1 protein-coding gene (cut by a window edge) is annotated in these 23,876 nt (G+C 64.4%); it reads left to right on the top strand.

The window, feature by feature from the left end; genetic code table 11:
- Window positions 1–17 precede the first annotated feature (17 nt).
- Window positions 18–23,876: the 5' portion of an Ig-like domain-containing protein gene (locus EC912_RS13970; RefSeq protein WP_132145087.1), read on the top strand. Its footprint extends 12,387 nt past the window's final position; the window shows 23,859 of its 36,246 coding nt (coding positions 1–23,859); its start codon is at window positions 18–20; the stop codon falls past the right edge of the window.

Raw genomic sequence — 23,876 nt, 5'->3', positions numbered from 1 at the left:
CATCGAAGGGATCAGTCATGGAAACGTCGAGCCGTCCGTCCAGCAAGGAAGTCGCGAACACAGCCGCCGAGCACGATACGGCGCCCGGTCCCGCCATCCGCTTCGAAACCATCGAACCACGCGTGCTGCTTTCCGGCGACGTGAATCCGGCCGCCATATCGATCAACGGATCGTTGACCAATCCCGGCCAGGAAAACCACTACCAGTTCACCGTACAGGACGATCGCCGCGTCGTTTTCGACAGCCTGACGAATCGAAGCGATATCAGCTGGACGCTGACGGGCCCGGGCGGCCAGCTCGGCAGCTCGAACTTCGCCGCGACGGACGCCGGTTACCAGTTCCCCGCGTTCGACCTCCGGGCCGGTACCTATACCTTAAGCGTCAACGGAACCAACGATGCGACCGGCAGCTATGCGCTGCGCATCGTCGACGCACAGGCTGCGGCCGACCTGACCATCGGACAGCCGACCGCCGGCACGCTGACGAAGGGCAACGACACTGCCGTTTACCGTTTCGACGCGACGGCCGGGCAGAAGTTTTCGCTTGGCGACGGCACGCTCACGAGCACCGGCCAGTACAAGCAGATCAACTGGCGTCTGGTCGATCCGTATGGGCGCCAGGTGGACTCGTCCAAAACCCTGTCGTCGACGGCCCAGGGCTTCACGACGGCATATAGCGGCCAGTACCTGTTGTTGATGGAGGGCACGCAGAACAATACCGCCGCAGTGGATTTCTCCTTCAACCTGCGCACCATCGCGGACGTCGATACCAACATTTCACTCAATCAGGCAGTGAGCCTGACGACGCCGGTCGACGGACAGGAATTGCGCTACCACTTCCACGTGGACCAGGCGCAGTCCGTTATTTTCGACAACGTCGGCGGCACCGCCTATTACTGGTCGCTGACCGGTCCCAACGGCAAGGTGGTGACGACCGACTACAGCGGATACGCTGCCAGTCGCGATGCGCTCCCGCTCGTTTCGGGCGACTACACGCTTACCGTTACCGACTACACGACGACCCAGGGCGCCAGCGGCTTCACGATGCGCAGCGTCGCGTCCGCCACGCTGTTGTCCGACGGGACGACCGTCAGCAATTCGCTGGGCGTCGCCGATGGCACGCGTCTTTACAGCATGGACCTCGTCCAGGGGCAGTCCTACGACCTGAGCGGATGGTCCTCGTCGTCCGGCTACATCAGCTGGCGCCTGCTCGATCCGTATGGCCATCAGGGCATCTCGGGAAATTCCTATACCGCCAACACGCGCTTCACGGCGACCGCTTCGGGTCGTTTCACGCTCGCCGTGAACACAGGCTCCGCGCAGACGAACTACGGCTTCGCGTTCCAGGCCGTGCCCGATATCGTGACCGTGCTCGATCCGGCGTCGCCCGACTTCCCAGCGCGTATCGCCGGCGCGGTGACGTTGCCCGGACAGCAGTCGGTCTATCGCTTCCACCTGAGCTCGGCGACAACGCTGGCTTTCGATGCGATGCAGGCCAGTACGGGTATCGCCTGGACGCTGACCGGCAGTTACGGCAGCGGCTTCACGCGCCGCTACCTCAGCAACGGATCGCTCGACAAAACCATCGCGGCAATGCCACCGGGCGATTACACGCTCACCATCGATAGCGATGGCGGCAAGGCGGGTTCCTATGTCTTCGCCATGAACAACCTGGCAGCCGCTCAGGCGCTGACTGCGGGAACGGGCGTCGACGTCGCCATGACCGACGGCAGCGACAATCGCGCCTATCGTTTTTCGGCACATGCTGGCGATAAGTTGCAGCTCGTCGCATCTGCCGTTACCGGGGGACCGTTGAACTGGCGCATCGTCGATGCCTACGGTAACGACGTCGTGACAGCCAGCCGTCTCGACGGCACGGAATCGGCCTTTACCCTCGCCTCGGACGGCGACTACACGTTGCTGGTCGAAGGTCAGGGCGCGCTTGCCGCGGCGGCATCGCTGCATATGCAGCTGAACTTCCTTGGCAATACGCCGCCCGTCGCGCTGCCCAGCGGTCAGCCGCTGGCTTTCGGCAATGTCGTCGCGGGTACATTGGCTACCTGGGACGCGACACAGGTCTTTCGCTTCACCGTGCCCGCCGACGGCGTATACGCGTTCGACGCGCAGAGCCAGACGAATGCGATCTGGTCGCTGGCCGGGCCGTACGGGACGGAAGCCAGCCAGGTCCAGATTTACGGCGGCGACCGCACGCTTTTCCTGCGCGCGGGCGACTATGCACTGACCGTGCAGGGTGCGCTTTACCCGTCGTGGTACTCCGGCAACGGCGCTTATGCCTTCCAGATGATCGACACATCGGCCGCACCGGCACTGGCGCTCGGACAGCCGACCACCACGACGCGCTCGCCCGGTACGGCAGCGGTGGCCTACCGCGTCGATGCCGTCGCGGGAACGACGCTTGCCCTCAATGGAAGCAGCACGGGCAACTCGCCGTCCTACCAGCTGATCGATGCCTATGGCCGCGTCGTCGCCGGACGTAGCGACCGGGCGGTTCTCGGAACCCTGTTCGACATCACGGCGGGCGGTACCTATACGTTGCTCGTCGGCGGCCCCTCGTACTCCAATACGAACGGCCGCGACACGTTCACGCTGGCGCAGGTCGATCATCCGTCGAGCCCGCTGGTACTCGACGACGTAGTGACCGGGACGCTTGCCGCGCGCAACACCGCGACGACTTATACGTTCAGCATGGCCAGGGCGGGCTGGATCACCTTCGACGCGCTCGGCGGACTGCCCAGCGACAACGTGCAGTGGCTACTGTCGGCAGGTAACAATTCGATCAGCGGCTGGAACAGTACGCGCTACGACGCGGCGCCGATCTGGCTCGCAGCGGGCGACTATACGCTCGACCTGCGCAACGTCCAGGACACGGCGACCGCATTCCGGTTCCGCATCCTGGACGCCAATGGCGTGCCCGATATCCAGCCTGGCTCACTGGTCAACTCCACGGGCAATGGCGACCAGATCCGTTCCTATCACCTTCATGGCGAGGCCGGCGACCGGCTTTACTTCAAGGGAGGAGTAGCCGACACATCGATAGGCTCCTGGAACCTGCTCGGCCCCGACGGACGCGTCGCCGCGACCGGTTATTACTTCTCGGACAACGTGAATATCCCGCTGGCACTGAGCGGCGACTATCTCCTGCAGCTGACTCCGCGCAACAACAACCCGAATATTTCCGTCGCACTCCCCTTCACGATCGGTCGTCGCGATGTCGTCATGGCACCTGCGTCGCTGGACACGCCCATCGTGGGGTCCATCGCCACGCCAGGTCAGACGATCGCTTATGGCTTCACGCTGGACGCCGCCACGCTGCTGACGTTCAATCCAGGCAACCATGCGACGTCGCTGCACTGGAGCCTGTCCGGACCGCGCGGTACGGAGTTCACGTCGCGCGACTTCGACGACGTTTCCATCCTCCTGCGTTTGCCGGCCGGTACGTACGTACTCACGGTGGAAGGCAACGATCTGACGACGGGTGCGTTCTCGTTCGGCATCGGTACGCCGGCCAGTCAGCTACCCATGATGCCCGGCACTGCCATCGAAATGACGGCAGGTGCCGGCCAGAGGACGGTCTATAGCCTGAATCTGACCGAAGCCGATTATCGCAGCGCGATGACGACCACGCGTGCCGACACGCAGTGGGATCTTTTCGACGATTACGGCAATCGCGTGTGGTCCGGATCGGGCTACTCGTCGGCGCAGACGATGCATCTTCGCGCGGGCCACTACGCACTGGTCGTACGCGTTTCGGCCAGTGCCACCGCCCCCGTAACGACCGACCTGAACCTGTACGCGCTCAGTACCGGGGCCGTACAACCGCTGGTGCCGGGCACGCCCGTACATGCCACGATCGGTGCCGTCGGCCAGGGCCTGGTCTTCGAATTCACGGTCGCCCATCCCGACCAGGCATTACTCGACGCCCTCGCCACCCGCGACGACATCGGCTGGACCCTCGACGGTCCGACGGGACGCGTGCAGTCGTCCGGAAGCCTGTACGACTATTTCGGCAGCTACATGGCGCTGCCGGTCGCGGGCACCTACCGGCTGACGATCCTGCCCAACGGACTCACCACGGGCAACGTCGACTTCAACCTGATGCTCCTGGGAAGCGCTCCCGCGCTCGACGCGGCAGCACCTCTGAACATTTCGCTACCGTCCACCGCCGCCGGCGTCTATCGCATCGATGCCGGCACGCGCGATTACGTGCAACTCGCCAACGCGGCGAACGCCGGACACTTCAACGTCTTGCTACTCGATGCGAATGGCAACGGCATCAATGGCTGGCAATCGTTGTCGCCGGGCTCGCACCTGGCTCTGGCGATACCGTCGAGCGGCACCTGGTATGTCCTCGTAAACGGCATCGACGACAACGGCAGCGCCCTCGCATCGGCGATCACGCTGACACAGGTGCATGCCTTGCACGGCGACGCGACAATCGGCACGACGCTTTCCGGTGCGACCGTCGACACGTCGATTCCCGACATGTGGCGACTCGCACTGGATACGCCGACACGCATCCTGATCGGCGGCGACAGCCGACAGACCGCATCGTGGACCTTGCGCTCGGACAGCGGTACCGTCATCGCGACGGGTAACCTCGCAACGGCGTTGCCGGTATCTCTTGGCGCGGGCGTATACACGCTGCAAATCGGCGGCGACGGCACCGGTACACCCGGTGCTTACAGTGTTGCATTGACCGATATCGCTACCCTGCCCCTTCTCGTCGCCGGCAGTGTGACGAATGGCGTACTTGCCGACGGCGGCACCGCGGTTTGGCGCGTAGCGGCGACGGCCGCCCTCGCCGACCTTGCGCTCGCGACGGCCGGCAATGTCGACGTGACCGTCTACGACGGCGCGGGACGCGTGGTGTTCTCGGGTCACGGCCCCTTCGATCGCGCCGTTCTCGCACATGCCGTAAGCACGGGCACCGACCGGGTCGTCGTGGTGCACGGCACGGCGGGAGCCGCGTATTCGCTGACGTCCACCGAAACGGCCATACCGGTCGGCGTCGACCTCTCCGCCGTATCGCTTGGCAGCGCATTCTCCGGCGATCTCGCGCATGCCGGCGACGCAACCACGTACCGGCTCATCGTCGGTTACGGACAGACCATTCCGCTGGGCAAACTGCTGCGCGACCTCGGGTCGCAGGGCGTGCACTGGCGTATCTCGGTGGGCGGCGCGGCCTATGGCTGGAACGACGCGGACACCACCGCGGCGAGCCTGGTACTCGCCGCGGGAGACTATGACTTCATCGTCGAAGCCCTCGTGGACGGCGCGCACTTCGCATGGCAAACGCTCGATAGTGCGGCAGCGACCTTGACGACCGACGGCGACAACGCCGTCACGGTGGCGGCCGGCCTCGATTCGGGTATCTATCGCCTCGACCTTGCCTCGCCGCGCGCACTTCACCTCGGCCTGTCGCTGGGCAATAACGCAAGCTGGACCCTGTACGACGCGCAGGGTCGCCTCATCGTATCCGGCGTCAGCGGCACGCTTGTCGATACCGCGGTGCTGGACAACGGCGCATACACGTTGCTCGTCGAGCGCACCGGCGATCTGTCCGCCGCCGTGCAAGGCACGCTGACGTTCGCGCAGGCCGCGCCATTGCCGCTGCCGTTGCCCGCCGTGCTGAACGACCATCTCGCCCATGCAGGCGATATCGCCGTCCATGCCTTCAGCCTGTCCACGGGCACGTATATCCATCTCGGCGATATCGGTACATCGGGCGGTCTGCGCGCGAAGCTGACCCTGCGCGGTGCGGCAGGTAGCTGGAAGACGATCGATGCCGCGACGGGCGATCTGCTGTGGCTGGCGGCAGGCGACTACGAGCTGTCCCTGCAAGCGTCGAGCGACGATACCGTCGCCGCCGTCCAGTTGCTTTCCTACGCCGTGGCACCGGCGCTGAACGCCGGCGGCATCACCGATGCGCTGACCGTTCCTTCCGCCGCCGCGATATGGCGCGTGGACGTACCGGTGGCCCAGAACACCCGCATCGCCTTCACCGCTACCGGTGCGGACATGCGTTGGATGCTGGTCGACGCCAATGCGAGCATCGTTGCCCAGGGGTTCGGCAGCGGCACGTTCGATCTCGGTCCCATCGCACCGGGCAGTTATTCCGTCCTTGTGCTGGGTGGCGCCGACAACGACAACGCCGGTTACAGCCTCACCGTGGGCGCGTATGCGCCACCGGCCGTCGCCCTTGGCGATATCGTCCAGGGCGTCACGCCCGACGTGCCGGGTGTTGTCACGTATGCACTCAGTCTGCCCGCGGGCGGCACCCTGTTCGCGTGGAACGACACGGATAGCGCTCAGTTCGCCATCATCGACACCTGGGGCAACGAAGTCGCACATAGCGGCTCGCCCACCGTCCTCTCCGCGGGCAATTACACCCTGCGGATCACGACGAACGAACCGGGCGGAGCGTACCGCTTCGAACTGACGAACCTGGATGCAGGCAGCGTTCCCGCCACGCAGCCTGCCGCCACGTCGCTGGCCGCCGGACAAGACACCGCCGTCTACGAATTGCCCGCGGGCGCGCCACTGTCCTCGGTGTCCCTGGTCGTTGGCGATGCGGATGCCGGCGATATCGGCTGGATGATCGTGCACGGCAACACCATCGTCGCTAACGGTATCGGCGGGATCTCCGGCGTACGCCGTCTGAATGGCGATGGGTACCGGCTGATCGTGCGCCGCATCGGCAACCGCAGCGATGCCATCGCCTATTCGGTCGGAGCCGCCGCCGTACCGGTGGTCGTGCAGCCGCTGGCCCTCGGCGAAACCGGTCAGGTCGTACTCAACGACGACAACGGCCATCTGCAGTCGTTCTCGTTCTCGCTGGACTCCTCGCGACACATCGCCGTCGTGCTGCCTTCGGGCTACGACATCCAGTCGTACTACCGCATTGTCGACGCCTCCGGACAGACCTGGCTCGACTGGACACGCAGCGGCAACCAGCCGCTTCCCCAACTGCTGGACAAGGGCGACTACCGGATCGAGTTCGACAGCAGCTCGCACGGCGGCGGCGGAGAAAACTTCTTCGCCGTGCGTTCGACTGAATCCTCGGTATCCCCGCAGGCCCTTACGTCGGCCATTCGCATCGTCGACGTCGACAACGCCCCGCTGCTGGCCAGCGGGCACGATGCCTCCGTATCGATCGACGGTTCGCTCGATACGCATTACGTCCGCATCGACGGAAACATCGGCGACACCGTCACGATCGTCGGCGCGCTGACCGGAACGGGTTACGCCAATTGGGAAATCTACACCGCGTTCGGATCGAGCGTTGCGTACGGCAACAACAATTCGACCGTCAGCTTCACACTCGACTATCCGGGCACGTATTTCCTGCGCGTCCTGGGCACCAACGATCCGGTGACCCTGTCGTTCTCGCAGACGAACGTTCCCCGCGGCACGACAGCACCCGCGTCGGTCGTGCTTCCGGTCGATACCGCAACATCGGTATCCCTGCCCGCCAATGCCGCGCAGACCTATACGTTCCATCTCGACGGTACGTCGTTCGTATCGATGCAGACGACCGCCTACCTGTACCAGGTGTCCTGGTCGCTACAGGATGCGAACGGCATCGTGCTGGATGGCAACACGTCGCTGACCCAGTCGTCGTTCTATATGCGTCTACCCGCCGGCGACTACCGTCTGGTCTTCGCCAACTCGCTCGCTACCGTCAACACGTTCGATTTCACCCTGTCCACGCAGGGCAGTGCGACGCCGGCGACGGCCAACGGAACGGTTTCCGGCCCTGTCGGGCTGTACAGCCTCACCGTGCAGGCGGGACACCGGTACGGCTTCGTGCGCGCCGAAAACGCCCGTTATGTCCTGTACGGATCCGATTTCGGCGTGCTTGCGGACCTGACCGGCTATCAGAACGAAAACGATGGATTGAAGTGGTTTACGGCCACCGCCGATGGCACGTGGTACATCGACCTGACCAACCACGGCTATAACGACGTCTCCGTTTTCCTGGTGCAGCCCACGCCGGTAACGGCCGGAACAGTGGAGAACGGCTCGGTCGCGCCGATGGGCGACGTCCTGTCGCGCACGCTGCACGTCGACCGGCCGGGTACGTACTATATCGGCTTCACGCACATCAGCGACAACGTGACTCTGTCGATCGATGGTGCGGATGTCAGCGGTCACTGGACCTTCGGTCAGGACAGCATCATGTACGCGCTGTTCACCCTTGGTGCCGGCGATTACGACATCGAAATCGCCAGCGGCCGGGGCGTTTACAACTGGGGTCTCGACTACGGTTTCCTGGCCTTCGATATGGCCAGCGCGACATCGCTCGCGCCCGATGTCGCCAGCACGATCGCGTTCTCGAATGTCATGCCGACGTTCGCCCGCATCGACGGCCTGCAAGGACAGCGGATGTATCTGCCCGCATGGCCCGCGGGTGCGGTCACCGCGAGCTGGTCGCTGCTCGATGCCGAAGGCAATGCCATCGCCAATGGTGCGTCGGATGCCCCCGCATTGTTCCCCGCCCTGCCGGCGGACGGCACGTATTACCTCGTCTGGACGCGCACGGACGGGTCTACCGATCCGGCCAGTGTCAATATCACTCTCGTAAGCAATGGCTCCGACGCGCTGCCCGTCGCGTCCGTGGGCGGCACGTTGCACATCGTTCCCGATCCCGCGCATCTGGATCGCGTGCAGGGCGTATACCGGATCGATCTGTCGCAGGCGGCACAGCTTGTCCTGACAGCGCCGGCCAGCAGCGGGCAGGTGGACTGGACGCTGTCCTCCGAGGACGGCACGCAGACCTATGGAACGTGGCCCGCCGGCAGCCATGACATCTCGCTGCTCAACCTCGTGGCTGGCCGATACGTGCTGTCGTTCCTCGCGGACGGCGATGCGACGCCCTTCGATATCCGGGTCGTGGACGCCGCCGCGGCCCGTCCCATCGCGCTGGACGAACCGGTAACCCTTGGGGCCGGCGATACGCAGCCCGGCCTGTATACGTTCTCCACCGACCGGCAGACGACCCTCCACTTCGACGCCGGCAACTTTGGCAGCAAGGAAGGATTCGACGGAACCTGGGTGCTTTACGACACCTTCGGTCATCTCGTCCGTTCCTCCGACATGGCCGACAACAACAGCTTTGTCGTCGGACCGGGCCGTTACCTGCTCAGTGCCGAAGCCCACGAGTCAAGCGGAACGCCCGCGACGGTCTCGTTCTCCGTTGCCCACGAGCCGACGCCGTTCGGGACGAACACCGGGCTGTACTACGAAGATTCGGTGTACTTCTCGGTCAATGCATCCACGCATGTGCTCGCCGACATCACCCAGATGTACGGACAGGCGCGACAGTGGACGCTGCTGCGCGACGGCCAGGTTGTCGCCAGTGGCACGTTCAATAATTCCAATGCGGGTGGCGGCGCGCTGTTCGAAGTAAACGCGGGCAACTATGAGCTTCGCGTATCCACCGGCAATGGCAACTACCTCGGTCTGCGCCTGCTCGACCTCGGCGCCGCGGGAACCGTGGGCGATGGCGGAACGATCAGCGGCTATGTATCGAACGGTTATGCATCCGCGTACACCTTCCAGGCCATCGCCGGCGGCACGTTCGCCCTGGCGGGCGGATACGACGGTTCCACGTGGACGATCTACGACGCCTTCGGCGCGCGCGTGGCGGACATCCAACCCGGTCAGGTCTCCGCGCCGTTGTCGCGCACGGGCACCTATTTCCTCGTACGCGACGCATACGGCAATGCCGCCAATGTGTCGTTCAACAACACCATCGCCCTCGGTGCGGTCAGTCGCGACATCGCGATCGGCACGCCGGTCAGCGCCCAGCTTCCTTCGAACGGCGGTCTGAACTTCGCCTTCGACGGCCAGGCGGGTCAGCTGTTGTGGCTTACCACGCTGAACAGCCAGCTCTACGGCCACGCGGATGTCTATGACAGCCACGGCGTGCTCGTCTATTCGCAGGACATCAACGGAGCCACGAAACAGGCCATCCGGCTGAACGCCGACGGCCGCTACGTGCTGCGTCTGAGCAACACCTATTCCTCGAACCCTTTGCGCTTCGTGCTCACTGACCTGGCGGGTGCGCAAGCCCTCGCCTCCGGGGCCATCGCTTCGGGACAGCTCGATACCAATACCGGCGTGCTCGCCTATCGCGTCACGGTGGATGCCAGCGGCCGGATCGTATTCGATCCGGGCACGGGCAACACCAACGGATCGCCTGCCTGGAAGCTGATCTCGCGTTACGGACAGATCGTGGCGTCGGGCAACATGTACAACATGAGCGGCTCTCTCGCCGTGCCGCCGGGCGACTATGTTCTCGTCATCGATGGCGAAGGCCGGATATCCGGAACCGCCAGTGTCCGCTTCTCCATCGATACCACGACATCGCCGTTGCCCCTGAATACATCCGTGTCCGGTACGTTGCCCGCCAACGGCGGCAGTGTCAGCTACGCGCTGCACCTGGACGAAGGAAAGCTGCTGACGTTCGATACGCTTAGCGCGGACAAGAACGTGTACTGGCGTCTGCTGGGTTCCAACGGCAGCGTGCTGATATCGGGTAGCACGCTGGGCTATTACAACAATTACTACTCCTACTCCCTGAATCCGTCGCTGTTCGTTCCCGCCGGCGATTACACGCTGCTTCTGGACAGCAACACGACCGCGTCCGGAAACTACAACTTCCGGGTCATGGACGCCGCCAGTGCCACCCCGGTCGCCGTCGATACGACGATCCAGACGCAGGTAGCGACACCCAACGCCGTCGCGACGTATACCTATGCGCTGGACGCGGGCCAGCACTACTACCTCGACATTCTTCCCGGCCAGCTTGCCAACGATACGCAGGCGACACAGGTATACCTGTCGCTACGCGATCCGTTGGGCAGGACGGTCGTCTCGCCCGCGGTCATGGGATCGTGGCGTTCCGTGTATGACCAGGCAGCTGGCGTCTACCACTATTTCATCGACGGCACCGGCTTCGATCTGGGCAAGATCACCCAGGGCGGCACCTATACACTGTCGCTCGAACGCATCGACGGTTACGGCGTTACGTCGACCCCCGTCGCGTTCCGCATGGTGCACGTCATCGATCCGCCCACGGTCATCCTCGACACGCTGATTACCAACCCCGCGCCGGATCTGACGATCAACACCGCGGCCGTCGCCCCCGCGAGCGACATCCACAGCGGCCAGACCGTCGATCTTTCGTGGACCGAGGAAAACCGCGGCACGCTCGCCACCGGCGGTAGCTGGAACGATCGCGTCATCGTGCGCAACACCGCGACGGGTGCCATCGTCCTCGACATCGTCGTGCCCTACGACAGTACAGATCCGTCCAACACCGGCATCGGTGTCGGCGGCGCCATCGTGCGCCATGCGCTGCTCCATCTTCCCGACGGCAGCGATGCGACGGGCACGTTGTCGATCACGATCATCGCCGACTCCGACAACCTGCTGAAAGAAAGCAATTCCAGCGGCACGGGCGAAAGCAACAATACGGCGCACCTGGATATCCAGGTCACGCTCGCACCTTATGCCGACCTCACGGTTGGCCAGCTGGTCCTGACACCCGCGGGCGGTTTCGTACCCGGCCAGCAGGTCGCGGTGGACTGGGTCACCTCCAACAGCGGCAGTACCGCCGTGGTTGCTCCATTCAGCGAAACGCTCGAAGTGCGCAATACGTCGACCGGCCGCGTCGTGGCCACGGTCACCCTGCGCGAGCTGCTTGGCGACGGTGCGTTCGCCGCCGGCAGCAACCGCGCGCGGCACGCCACGTTCAACTGGCCCGACGGGATCGACGCCGCGGGCAATTTCTCGGTCCGGGTTATCGCCGACTCGCTCAACGAGATCGCCGAAGCGAATGCCGCGGGTACCGCGGAAACCAACAACGTCGCCTCGCTCGCGACGGTCGTCGGTCCCGACCTTACCGTGCGCAACCTGCAGATCGTCAGCACGACCGTGCAAGCCGGCGGTATCGTCACCATTACCTGGGAAGACTGGAACGACGGCAGCAGCCCCACCGCCGCGGCGTTCAACGATCGCATCACCGTCGCCCGCGCGGACTCGGGTCTGGTACTCGTCGACGCGACGCTGCCTTACGACCCGGCCACTCTCGTGGACGGTCAACCGAACGGACCGAACGGACCGATCGGCCCGGGCGGTCACCGTCTGCGCAGCTACACCTTCCGTCTGCCCGACGGTCTGCGCGGTGCCGGCAACCTCGCCGTCACCGTCACGGCCGATCAGAACACGGCCGGCGTCGGCGTGCTGTACGAGGCCAATCTGACCAACGATGCCGAAACGAACAACTCGGCAAGCGGCAGCATGGTCTCCGCCACGACTGCCTATGCGGACCTCACCGTCGCCGACGTGTCGGCACCCGTGAAGGCAACCGGCGGACAGACGGTCAACGTCAGCTGGACGGTCACCAACCGCGGACAGGCCGCCACCGGCGATTCGTGGACCGATGAAATCGTGCTCAGCACCGATAGCATCATCGGCAATGGCGACGACATCGTCATCGGCAGCATCCGTCACAACGGTGCACTCACGGCAGGACAGAGCTACGCCCAGACGCTGGCTCTCACGCTTCCGCTGCTGGGCGACGGACGCTATTTCCTTGCCGTGCGCAGCGACGCACGCGGCGAAGTACTGCAGCCGGATACGCGCGCGCATACCGTCAGTGGCGCGAATGCCATCGATGTCGCGGCGGCCTATGCCGATCTCGGCGTCACCCAGGTCACGGCACCCACCGTCGCGCAGAGCGGCGAGAACGTCCTGATCAGCTGGCAGGTGACCAACAGCGGCAATGCACCGACCAATCTCTCGCTGTGGAACGACCGCGTGTATCTATCGCGCACGGGCGTTCCCTCGGCCGACGACATCGTGCTGGCCGGCTCGGTCGTGCATGCCGGTGTGCTTGCCGTAGGCGACAGCTATACCGCGACGGCGACGCTCAGCCTGCCGCGCGACCTCGTCGGCGATTACTACATCCTGGTACTGACGAATCTCAACGGCGTCGTCGTGGAGAACGGTCACGTCGGCAACAACACGAAGGCGTCCGCTTCGGTCCTGCATATTTCGCTTGCGCCGGCGGCGAATCTCACCGTGAGCGACGTCACGGGACCGACCGCCCTGCGTCCCGGCGACAGCGTTTCGGTCGCGTATACCGCGCACAACATCGGCAATGTCGCGACGACCGGCGCATGGCGCGATCGCGTATACCTGAAAGCCGCGGACGGCACGCTGACCGAAGTCGGCAGCCGTTTCTACACCGATGGTCTCGATGTCGGTGCAAGCGCGGCGCGCAGCATCGACGTCGCGGTTCCCGCATGGTTCGCGGAAGGTACGTATACGTGGCTCGTTCGCACCGATGCCGACGACACGGTCTACGAACGCAACGGCGAATCGGATAACGACACGGCGGCCACCGCCCCGGTGGTCATCGCGCGGCCCGATCTGACGGTATCGGCTGTTTCGGGTCCGACGTTGGTGCTATCAGGCACGACGGTAACCGTCGGCTGGACCGTCGCCAACAACGGCGGTGCCGCCCTCGGCGGCTGGATCGACCAGGTCTTCCTTTCGCATAACGGCACGCTGGTCAAGGTCGGCGAGATCGCGCACGCCGGCGGGCTGGCCACCGGTGCGACCTACAATGCATCCGCTTCGTTCGCGTTGCCGCTCGAAGCGAGCGGCGACTACGAAATCGTCGTGGTGACCGATGCCGCGCGCGCGATCGACGACCGCGCTCGCGACAACAACACGTACCGCAACGGCCTGACGGTCCAGATGGCGGCCCATGCCGATCTCGCGGTGAGCGCCGTGCAGGCGCCCGCCACGCTGATCGCCGACCCGGCCACCCTGGCGGTGACCTGGACGGTGACCAACCAGGGTACGGGCGCGGGCGACAGCACGGGCTGGACGGATCGCATCGTCCTCTCCACCGACGACATCCTCGGCAATGGCGACGATATCGTCGTCGGCGAAGTGCGCCACGACGGCGCGCTTGCCGTGGGTGCAAGCTACAACGGGCAGTTCAGCACGATGCTGCCGCCGGGCACCACCGGTCGCTACAAGCTCTTCGTCGTGACCGACGCGGCACATACCGTGTTCCAGAATGGCGCGACCGCCAACGATGCCGCATTGCTCGACCACACCGTCGACATCATGCCGAAACCGTATGCCGATCTCGTCGTGCAATCGGTGGGCTCGCAGGGCGCCGCGATCAGCGGCCAGTCCCTCACGGTGACGTGGAACGTCGTCAATCAGGGCATCGGCATTACCGATACGTCCGAATGGCGCGACCAGGTCTGGCTCAGCTCGCTGCCCGACGGCACCGGCACCATTTTCCAGCTTGGCAACGCGGACCATATCGGCCAGCTCGCCATCGGCGACAGCTATACGCGCAGCATCGTCGTGACGATGCCTAACGGCATCTCAGGCAATTACTACCTCAACGTCAAGACCGGCGGCCCGTTCGAGTTCGTCTACAACAACAACGACACCGGTCACAGCATCGCCCTGCCCGTGCAGCTGGCACCCTCGCCCGATCTCGTGGTGCAGACGGTCAGCATGCCGGCCGCGGCGGTCGAAGGTTCCGTCGTCGACGTGGCATGGACCGTTATCAATAACGGCACGGCCACGGCTACCGGTCCGTGGGTCGATACCGTCAAGCTCGTGCCCGTCAGCGGCAATGGTGCGACGATCACGCTTGGCAGCTTCACCTACGATCGTCCGCTCGGCGCGGGCATCAGCTATACGCGTACCGAACAGCTTCGCCTGCCGTCGAAGATCGAAGGCCTGTACCGGATCGAAGTCATCACCAACGCCAATCTCGGCGGCGACGGTGCGCAGGTTTACGAATACGGCGCCGCGCGCCTGAACAACTTGCTGATCGCCAGCGACGCATCGCAGATCAGCTTGCAGAGCCGCCCGGATCTGCAGGTAGGTAATGTCGTCGTACCCGACCACGTCACCGCCGGCACCACGGTCGGCATCCAGTACACCGTCGTCAACCAGGGTCCGATGCCGGCCAACGGTCACTGGCGCGACAAGGTCTACCTGTCGCTCGATGGCCTGCTCAGCGGCGACGATGTGCTCGTCGGCGTCTTCGACAATGGCAGCGCGCTGGCTCCGACCGGCAGCTACACGAACGCAAGCGGCACGATCAATATTCCGATCCAGTACCGCGGCAATGTCTACCTGATTGTTGTCACCGACGCGGACAACGTCGTCGACGAATACCCGAACGAGCAGAACAACGTTCGCGCCGCTCACTTCTACGTGGACCCGGTGCCGTTCGCCGATCTGGTCACCAGCAACGTCACCGCGCCCGATCAGGCGGTGCATGGCGCTACGATCCAGGTCGATTACAAGGTCACCAATTCCGGTAGCGCGACAACCCGCGGCGTATCCGCCGATATCAACAGCTGGACCGACACGGTATGGCTGGCCAAGGACCCGCGTCGCCCCGGTGCGAACAAGGGCGACGTGCTGCTCGGCTCGGTCGTGCACACCGGCAATCTGGCCATCGGCGCCGACTATCTGGGCACCCTGCGCGTCACGATTCCGGACGATACCTTCAGCGGCAAGTACTACATCACCGTCTGGAGCGATGCATACGACAGCATCCTTGAGGACACGCTCGCCTCCAATATCAATCCGGACGACCCGAACCAGGTCGACAACAATAACTACAAGGCCCGCGCGATCAGCGTCCTCGGCATTACGCCGCCGGATCTGGTCGTGACCCAGGTCACCGCACCCGCGACGGTCGATGCCGGCGGGACGATCACGTTCGGCTATACGGTGCAGAACCAGGGCGATCTGTTCACTGGCGGCTGGACCGATTCGGTCTACGTCGCGGACAACCCCGATCTGTCCAAGGCCACGAAGTTCTGGCTGATCGGCAGCTATACGCAAAGCCGTACGCTGAACAACGGCGAGAAGTACACGGTTTCGCAGACCCTCCAGCTCGCACCATCGGTGAACGGCGGTTACGTCGTCGTCCGCACGGATGCGTACAACAACGTCCGCGAAGTCAACGAAAGCAACAACGTCACCGCGATCGCGTCGAACGTCGTGACCCATCCCGCCGATCTGCAGGTGACCTCGATCGTCACCCAGCCGCAGAACTGGTCGGGAGAGCTCACCCCCATCACCTGGACGGTGACCAACAAGGGCGAGGCGGTATGGCCGTCGACCGTCGGCTGGGTGGACTCGGTCTACATCAGTACCGATCCGACGTTCATCCCCAAGCGAGCGACGGCGCTCGGTGCATTCACGCATTACAACCTCGCGGGCCTTCCCGCCGGCGCGAGCTATAGCGTCACCGCGAACGTGCAACTGCCGCCGGGTACGGACGGCAAGTACTACATCTATGTCATTACGGACAGCATGCCGGGCGAAACGCTCAGCTCGCCCGTGCCGCAACCGAATGCAGCGACCGAACAGCTCACCGGCACGATCAACGCGAACGACGTTTTCTACTACGGCAAGTCGGTCTACGAAGGCACGCTGGGCAACAACAACATCGGTAGCGGCAGCCTCGCCATTACCTATCGCGAAGCCGATCTGCAGATCGACGGCATTACGATTTCCAATCCGGCACCGCAATCCGGCGAGCTGGTCACCGTGACCTGGGTCGTCACCAACCGTGGCGACCGCGCCACGCGCGTGTCGGGCTGGTCCGATGGCGTCTATCTGTCCAACGATGCGTCGCTCGACGCGTCCGATACACCGTTGCCGGAAGGCTCGCTTTACGACAACCCGGGACGGGTCGTGGGCATCTCGCTCACCGATGCCAATGGCAAGCCGCGCTTCCTGCTGCCGGGCGAGTCGTATACGCAGTCGGTGACGTTCCACTTACCGCAGTCGATCAGCGGCAACTTCCACGTCATCGTAAAAGCCGATACCTCCACGCTGAAAGACTGGCTCTACAGCGAGCCGAGTTCGATCCGTGCCGGTCTGGACGTCGTCGCCGGCGACGGTCCCGGCTCGGTGCTGGAGTTCCGCGACGAAGGCAATAATGTCTCCTCGATTGCCCTGCCGATCACGCTGGCTACACCGCCCGATCTCACGGTATCGAAGGTCACTGCGCCCGACCATGTCGTCGCGGGACAGTCCTTTGTCGTCGACTACACCGTCTACAACGCGGGCGGTGCGACCCCCAGCGACCAGAGCGCATGGAACGACCTGATCTATCTGTCGCGCGACCGCTTCCTCGACGTCAACCAGGATCGTTACCTCGGTTATCTCGGTCATTCCGGCGGCCTGAGCGCCTCCGGCAGTTATGACGGCCGCTTTACCATCACCGCGCCCGGCGACCTCGACGGCCCGTACTACGTCTTCGTCATTACCGATCCCGCACGTGCCTTCGGCGCGGGTCCGAGTGGCAAGGTGCTGGAATTCGGCAACGACCAGAACAATGCCACCGCCGCCGTCCAGCCGATTATCGTGGAGACGCCGCCACCGGCCGACCTCAAGGTCGGTCAGGTCACGGTGCCCCCGCAGGCCCAGGTCGGCCAGCCGGTCACGATCGCCTATACGGTGAGCAACGACTCGGCCAATACCGCGCACGGTCAGTGGACGGATGCGATCTATCTCTCGGCGGACAACACCTGGGGACTGGACGACATCCTGCTCGGCAAGGTGCTGCATATCGGCGATCTCATCGGCCAGGGCAGCTATACCGGCACGCTCACGGCCAACCTGCCTCCGCTGAAGGACGGCACCTGGCGCATCATCGTCCGCCCCGATCTCTACAACGAAGTCTTCGAAGGCGGCATTTATTACGGCCCGACCGGCCTGGTCATGGCACCGGGCGAGGCGAACAACCTCACCGCATCGGCCGCCGTGATCCAGACCCAGGTACCGCGCCTCGATGTGGCGAGTCCCGCGGCGATCACGTTGTCCGATGGCCAGACCCAGCTCTACAAGGTGAGCGTCGCGGCTGGCCAGACGCTGCGCGTGCTGCTCGATTCCACCGCGCAATCCGGCGACAACGAGCTGTATATCCGTTACGGCGATATCCCGACCACCTATGCGTACGACGCCTCGTACAGCAATGCCTCATCCGCCGACCAGCAAGCGCTGATCGCCAGCACGCTGGCGGGCGACTACTACATCCTCGTACGCAGCCGTGGCGGCCACGCCGTGCCGGCAACGCTGCGCGCCGACCTGCTGCCGTTGTCGATCACGAAGATCACGCCGGATTCGGGCGGTGTCAGCGACGATGCGCATCGCTGGGTCACGCTGGACATCTACGGCTCCAGCTTCCAGCCCGGAGCGCTCGTCAAGCTCACCCGCCCCGGCGTCTACGAGGCCGAACCCGATCGCTGGCAGGTGCTGGACGCAACGCATATCCGCGCCATCTTCGACACACGCGCCTTCCCGCTCGGCCTGTACGACGTCACGGTCATCAATCCGAACGGCCAGAGCATCACCGAAGCGAATCGTTATCTCGTGGAGCGTGGTATCGAGGACGATGTGACCATCGGTGTCGGTGGTCCGCGCAATCTCGAGCCGGGCGACAGCGCGACCTATACGGTGTCGTTGCAGAGTCTTACCAACGTCAACACGCCTTACGTCCGCTTCGATTTCGGTGCGGTGGAGATGGGTTACAACCAGTACCTGCTCGACGGCCTCAACCTGCCCTATGCGCTGTTCGGCGCCAACGTCGGCGGTTCGCCTTACGGCAACATCGCCGGCGCGCCGGCGAACACCATGGGTTACGGGCAGACGCCTTCGACACAGTCGCGCACGGATATTCCGTGGGCCTCGCTCGATGGCACGCTGAACACCAACGGCTACAACCTCGCACCGGGTTATGCCTTCGACGTGGCCGCTCACGGTTTCGTCGGCATGACCTTCCGCCTGCAGACCTATCCGGGTCTGACGGCGTGGCTCAACCGCGATTTCGACGGCTTGCGCGACGCCTTGTATGCGACGCATCCGGACTGGAAGACGAAAGGCATCCTCGATGCCGGCGTCAGCGGACTGGACAAAATTTCCGCCGGCCTAACGGCCCGCTTCCTCGCGGCCGATCCGCAAGACCGCATCAGCAAGCTCGAAATCCTTTCCGAATCGTTCCAGATGAACGTGGTGGCGTCCGCGACCGCGCTGACGCGTGCGCAATTCGTCGCCGAACAGACGGCGTATGCGTTGCGTCTGCGTACCGCCATCCTCGCAGATGCCAGCGCGCCGGTGAACCTGTCCGTGCTCGCCGCCGACGCGTCGACCTGGGTCAACGGCTGGCTGGCCGCGCTGGAAACGGCGGGCATGCTGACGCCCGAGAACCAGGCACCGCCGATCACCACCAATCCGCAGGTCGTCAGCCTGAATGCGACCCTGGCTGCCGGCATCCTGCTTTCGCGCGGCGGCGACAGCTATCGCACGCAGGCCGACCTGCTCGGATTCTTCGCCAAGGTGCAGCAGTGGTATGGCGACACGGCCGCCTATAGCGGCGATCCGAAAGCCGCGAAGGGACCGATCGACCATATCGAAATCCGCGAGGACGACGAAGGCGACTACGTCGAAGTACCGGTGCCGGCCCTGGCCAATCCGGCCGATTACGACCAGCACGTGGGACGCACGCTGCAGTTCGAGAACTTCCAGATCTTCGTGGGCGGTCGCTCCGAACTCGAGTACCTGCGTTCGCAGGGCCTGCTCGACGAGAAGTTCAATCCGTTGCCGGGCAAGGCGCTCAATCTCGCCCAGTATCTGCAGATCGTCGCGCAGCAGCGCGGTGCTGCCGATGCCGCTATCAGCGTGCAGGGTCCGCAGGGACGCAGCACGGCAAGCGACGGCAGTGTCTATGTTCCGGCCGGGACACCGCTGCCGTATACGTTCGCGTTCGCGAATCCGACCCAGCAAGGCGTGGGCCAGATCCGCATCGTGACGCAGCTCGATCCGTCGCTGGATCCGCGTTCGCTACGCCTCGGCGATCTGAAGCTCGGCGACATCAGCATCCACGTACCGGCGGATCGCGCGAACTTCCAGGCCGATTTCGACTTCAGCGGCAGCAAGGGCTACGTGCTTCGCGTCAGCGCGGGCATCGACGTCGAATCGCGTATCGCGACATGGCTGATCCAGGCCATCGATCCGGCCACCGGCGAAGTGATGCAGGATCTGACGCGTGCGCTGCTTTCGGGCAGCAGCGCGCAGTCCGGCGGTTTCGTCAGCTTCACGGTTGCCGCATCGGCGACCGCCGTATCCGGTTCGCGTATCGCGACGACCGCACGCATTTTCTTCGACGGCGCGCCGCCGATCGACAGCGTGACCGTGAACACGACGCTGGACGCCAGCGTGCCGCATACCACGGTCACGGCGACGAGCCTCGGCAACGACGTCAACGGCGCGCCGACCTATTCGGTGAAGTGGAATGCGAGCGACGATGCGAGCGGCATCCGTTTCGTTACCGTGTATGTCGCGACCGATGGCGGCGACTTCCGCATCTGGCAGCGCCAGGTCGGACCGGACAAGACCGAAGCCGTCTTCAATGGCGAAGCGGGTCACCATTACGAGTTCCTCGCCGTCGCCACCGACAACGCGGGCAATCGCGAAGCGGCCAATGTCACGAACGCGGTCCTGCCCGACGATGGCGGTCGCCAGCAGGTGCTGGATGGCCTTGGCGTGACGCCGGGCGTCGAGCAGAGCCCGACCGTTCCGCAGGCGGCACCGGATCGCAACTACCCGGCCAATCCGCTGTTCACCGATGCGGCCCAGCTCCTGCCGGGACAGGTATCGACGAACAACGCTGGCGATCTGGGCAACGTGCTTGCCCCGTTCGTTTCGCGCGGTTTCGCCGACGGCTTCGCTACCGGCGCGGCCGATATCGGTGCCATGGCGATGGTCGAACTGCCCGATCACAGCGTCCTCGTCAGTGCGGGTGCCCAGCGCAACGAGGTTTACCGTTACGGCAAGGACGGCGGTCACTCGGTGACGCCGCTCTTCGTCCTCGACTCGCCCGTACTCGACATGGCCGTCGACGCGCTTGGCCAGCTATGGGTCATGACCGGCAACGAACTGCTGCAGGTCGATGCCAGCAGCGGCGCCATCGTGCGGCGCATGCAGGGCCCGACCGGCCAGCCGCTGACACATGCTCTCGCCATCCAGCCGTCCACCGGCGACATCTTTGTTTCCTCCGGCAGCGGCATCGAAGTCTTCCATCCGAACGAAACCAATCCGAACCGTGCGTGGCAGCACTTCAGCAATACGCGCGTAGGCGACCTCGCATTCGGACCGGACGGGCGCCTGTGGGGCATCCGCTGGACCGGTAGCGATATCGCGGCCGCCGATCCCAAGGGCAGCACGGATATCGTCAGCTTCCCGATGTCCGGCGCCACGCTCGGCCGTGCGGAACTCGAGTACCGCCTGACCGGAGTCGTCAGCTCCATTGCCTTCGGTGCGGCGGGCACGCCGCTCGACGGACTGTTGCTCGCTTCCGGCGCCCTGCCGCAGCACGTGCAGGTCGCCGGCGTCGTCGATACCACACACGGTTCGACGGTGTGGATGATCGAACTGAACTCCCGCCGCGTTCTTCAGGTCGCCGGCGGCGGTACGCAGGGCGAAGCGATCGTCGCGACCAGCGACGGACGCATTCTCGTAGCGCAGACCAACCACGTCGACGAAATCGCTCCGGCGCACGCGCCGAAGGTACTAGCGACGAGCGTACCCGATGGGGCGCTGCTGCCCTTGCCTGTTGGTGAGATTGCGGTGCGGTTCGATCAGGATATGTGGCTGGGTAGCGATCCGGCTTCGGCGCTCGCGGACCCGGCCAGCGTGTTCTACGCCGCGAACTTCACCCTGCTCTCCAGCGAGACGGGTGCGACGGCGATAACCCCGAAAAATATTCGTTGGGACGCCGTAACGCATACGGCATATCTCGACGTCAGCGGGATCGCGGCGGGCCACTACCAGCTGACTATCAACGGCAACCTGCGCAGTGCCAGCCACCTGGCCATCGGGCAGAACACGGTCAGCGGTTTCACCGCGCTGCTGGATATGAGCAGCACCGTGCAGCTGGCGTTTACCAATACGCGCGCCGACCACACAACGGGTGCCGTCAGTTACGACGTCAGCATCACCAACATCGGCACCGACGACCTGCATGGGCCGTTGATGCTTTTGCTGGATCCGGGCGCTTATTTCGCCTCCGGTATCGATGGCGCGGTTCAGGGCACAGGCGCACAGGCAGGTTTCTGGATCCTCGACCTGACTGGCGCGTTGCAAGCGATGGGGGGCAAGCTGGCGGTAGGTGCCACCCTTGCCAACCAGACCGTGACGGTGGTTCCGGCGAATTTCTTCGGTAACGCCGGCGTGCTCGCCGACCTGGCGAAGTTCAATCTCGGCCATGGTATTTACGCGGTTCCTCAAGCCAATCTGCCGCCGACCATTCCCGCGGTAGGCAGCACGAGCAAACCCGATACGTTCAACCAGCCCGCGACGATCGGTCAGCCCTGGAATGCCACGCTCGAAGCCGTCGACAACGATGGAACGGCCTTCCATTGGGAAGTCGTGCAGGCACCTCCCGGTCTTTCCATTAGCGCCACGGGGGCCTACACGGTAGATGCCGACGGTCACTACCATTCCGTCGCGACGCTCAGCTGGACTCCCGGTGCGAACGCCGATGCGGACACTGTCGTGGTCGTGCGCGTACAGGACGGGCGTGGCGGCGTGGCACTCCGTGTGCTTCATGTCGTCGTCCAGCAAGGCAACCGCACGCCGGTACTGGGTCGGCAGAACGACATCGTACTTGCCGAAGGTGCGACGCTTTCGCTCCCGCTGCGCGCCGCCGACGCGGATGGCGACGTCCTGACGATGAGCGTCACGAACCTGCCCCCCGGCGCCCAGTTCGACGCACAAACCGGTCTGCTTACGTGGAATCCGACGTACTCGCAGGCAGGTATCTACTCGAACGTGACGATACGTGTCAGCGATGGAAAGTCGACGGTCAGCGAGACCTTCACGATCACCGTGACCCAGGCTCAACCCAACCCCGTACTGGGAGCCGTTGCGCCGCAGGTACTTCGCGAAGGCGACGCGTACGGTCTTCAGCTGGCCGGCTCGTTGCCGGGCGGCACGGCGCGCGCCGATGGATCGACCGTCACGCTGAGCTACAGCGCGGCATCGATTCCCGGCGGCATGACGCTGAACAGCGACACCGGCTGGCTCAGCTGGACGCCTGGCTTCGACCAGCACGGTTCGTACAGCGTCAATGTCCTGCTCACGGCCACGTTCACCGCGCTCGACGGCACCGCCGTGACGCGTACCGCGTCGCGGGTGGTGAACTTCAGCGTCCTGAATGCGAACGGCGCACCGGTATTCGACAGCAACGTGGGCAGCCCATGGAATGTTGTCGAAGGCCAGGATCTGCGCATCAGCGTCTTTGCATTCGATCCGGACAATCCCGGTTTCGCGCCCAAGGTGCGACTGGGCACCGGTGCTCCCGCGACGGATCAGGGCGTCGCTGTCGCTCCGACGGTCACCTATCAGGTACTCGGTCTGCCCGAGGGCGCGACCTTCGATACCGACACACTTGAGATCGTGTGGACGCCCGGCTATGCCCAGGCCGGTACCTATCATGTGACGGTTATCGCCACGGACGATGGCGATGGCACGGGAACTCCGGCAGTCAGCCAGGTAACGATTCCGATCGTCGTTGCCGATACGAACCGGGCTCCGTATATCGCTCCGATTACGAATGCGTTCGTCGATAAGGGCGCCACGCTCGACATTCCGGTGAATATCACGGACATCGACGGCAACCCGATTCAGCTGACCATTTCCGGCCTGCCGCGTTTTGCCACCTACACCCAAAATCCGCCTGGCGCGGACGGACGCATCACCGGGACGATTCATTTCGCGCCCGGCGAC

The sequence above is a fragment of the Luteibacter rhizovicinus genome (genome assembly GCF_004342265.1).
In the GTDB taxonomy this organism is placed as follows: domain Bacteria; phylum Pseudomonadota; class Gammaproteobacteria; order Xanthomonadales; family Rhodanobacteraceae; genus Luteibacter; species Luteibacter rhizovicinus_B.
Note: the sequence above shows the minus strand (reverse complement) of the source record. Positions and strands in the feature narration are given on the sequence as shown.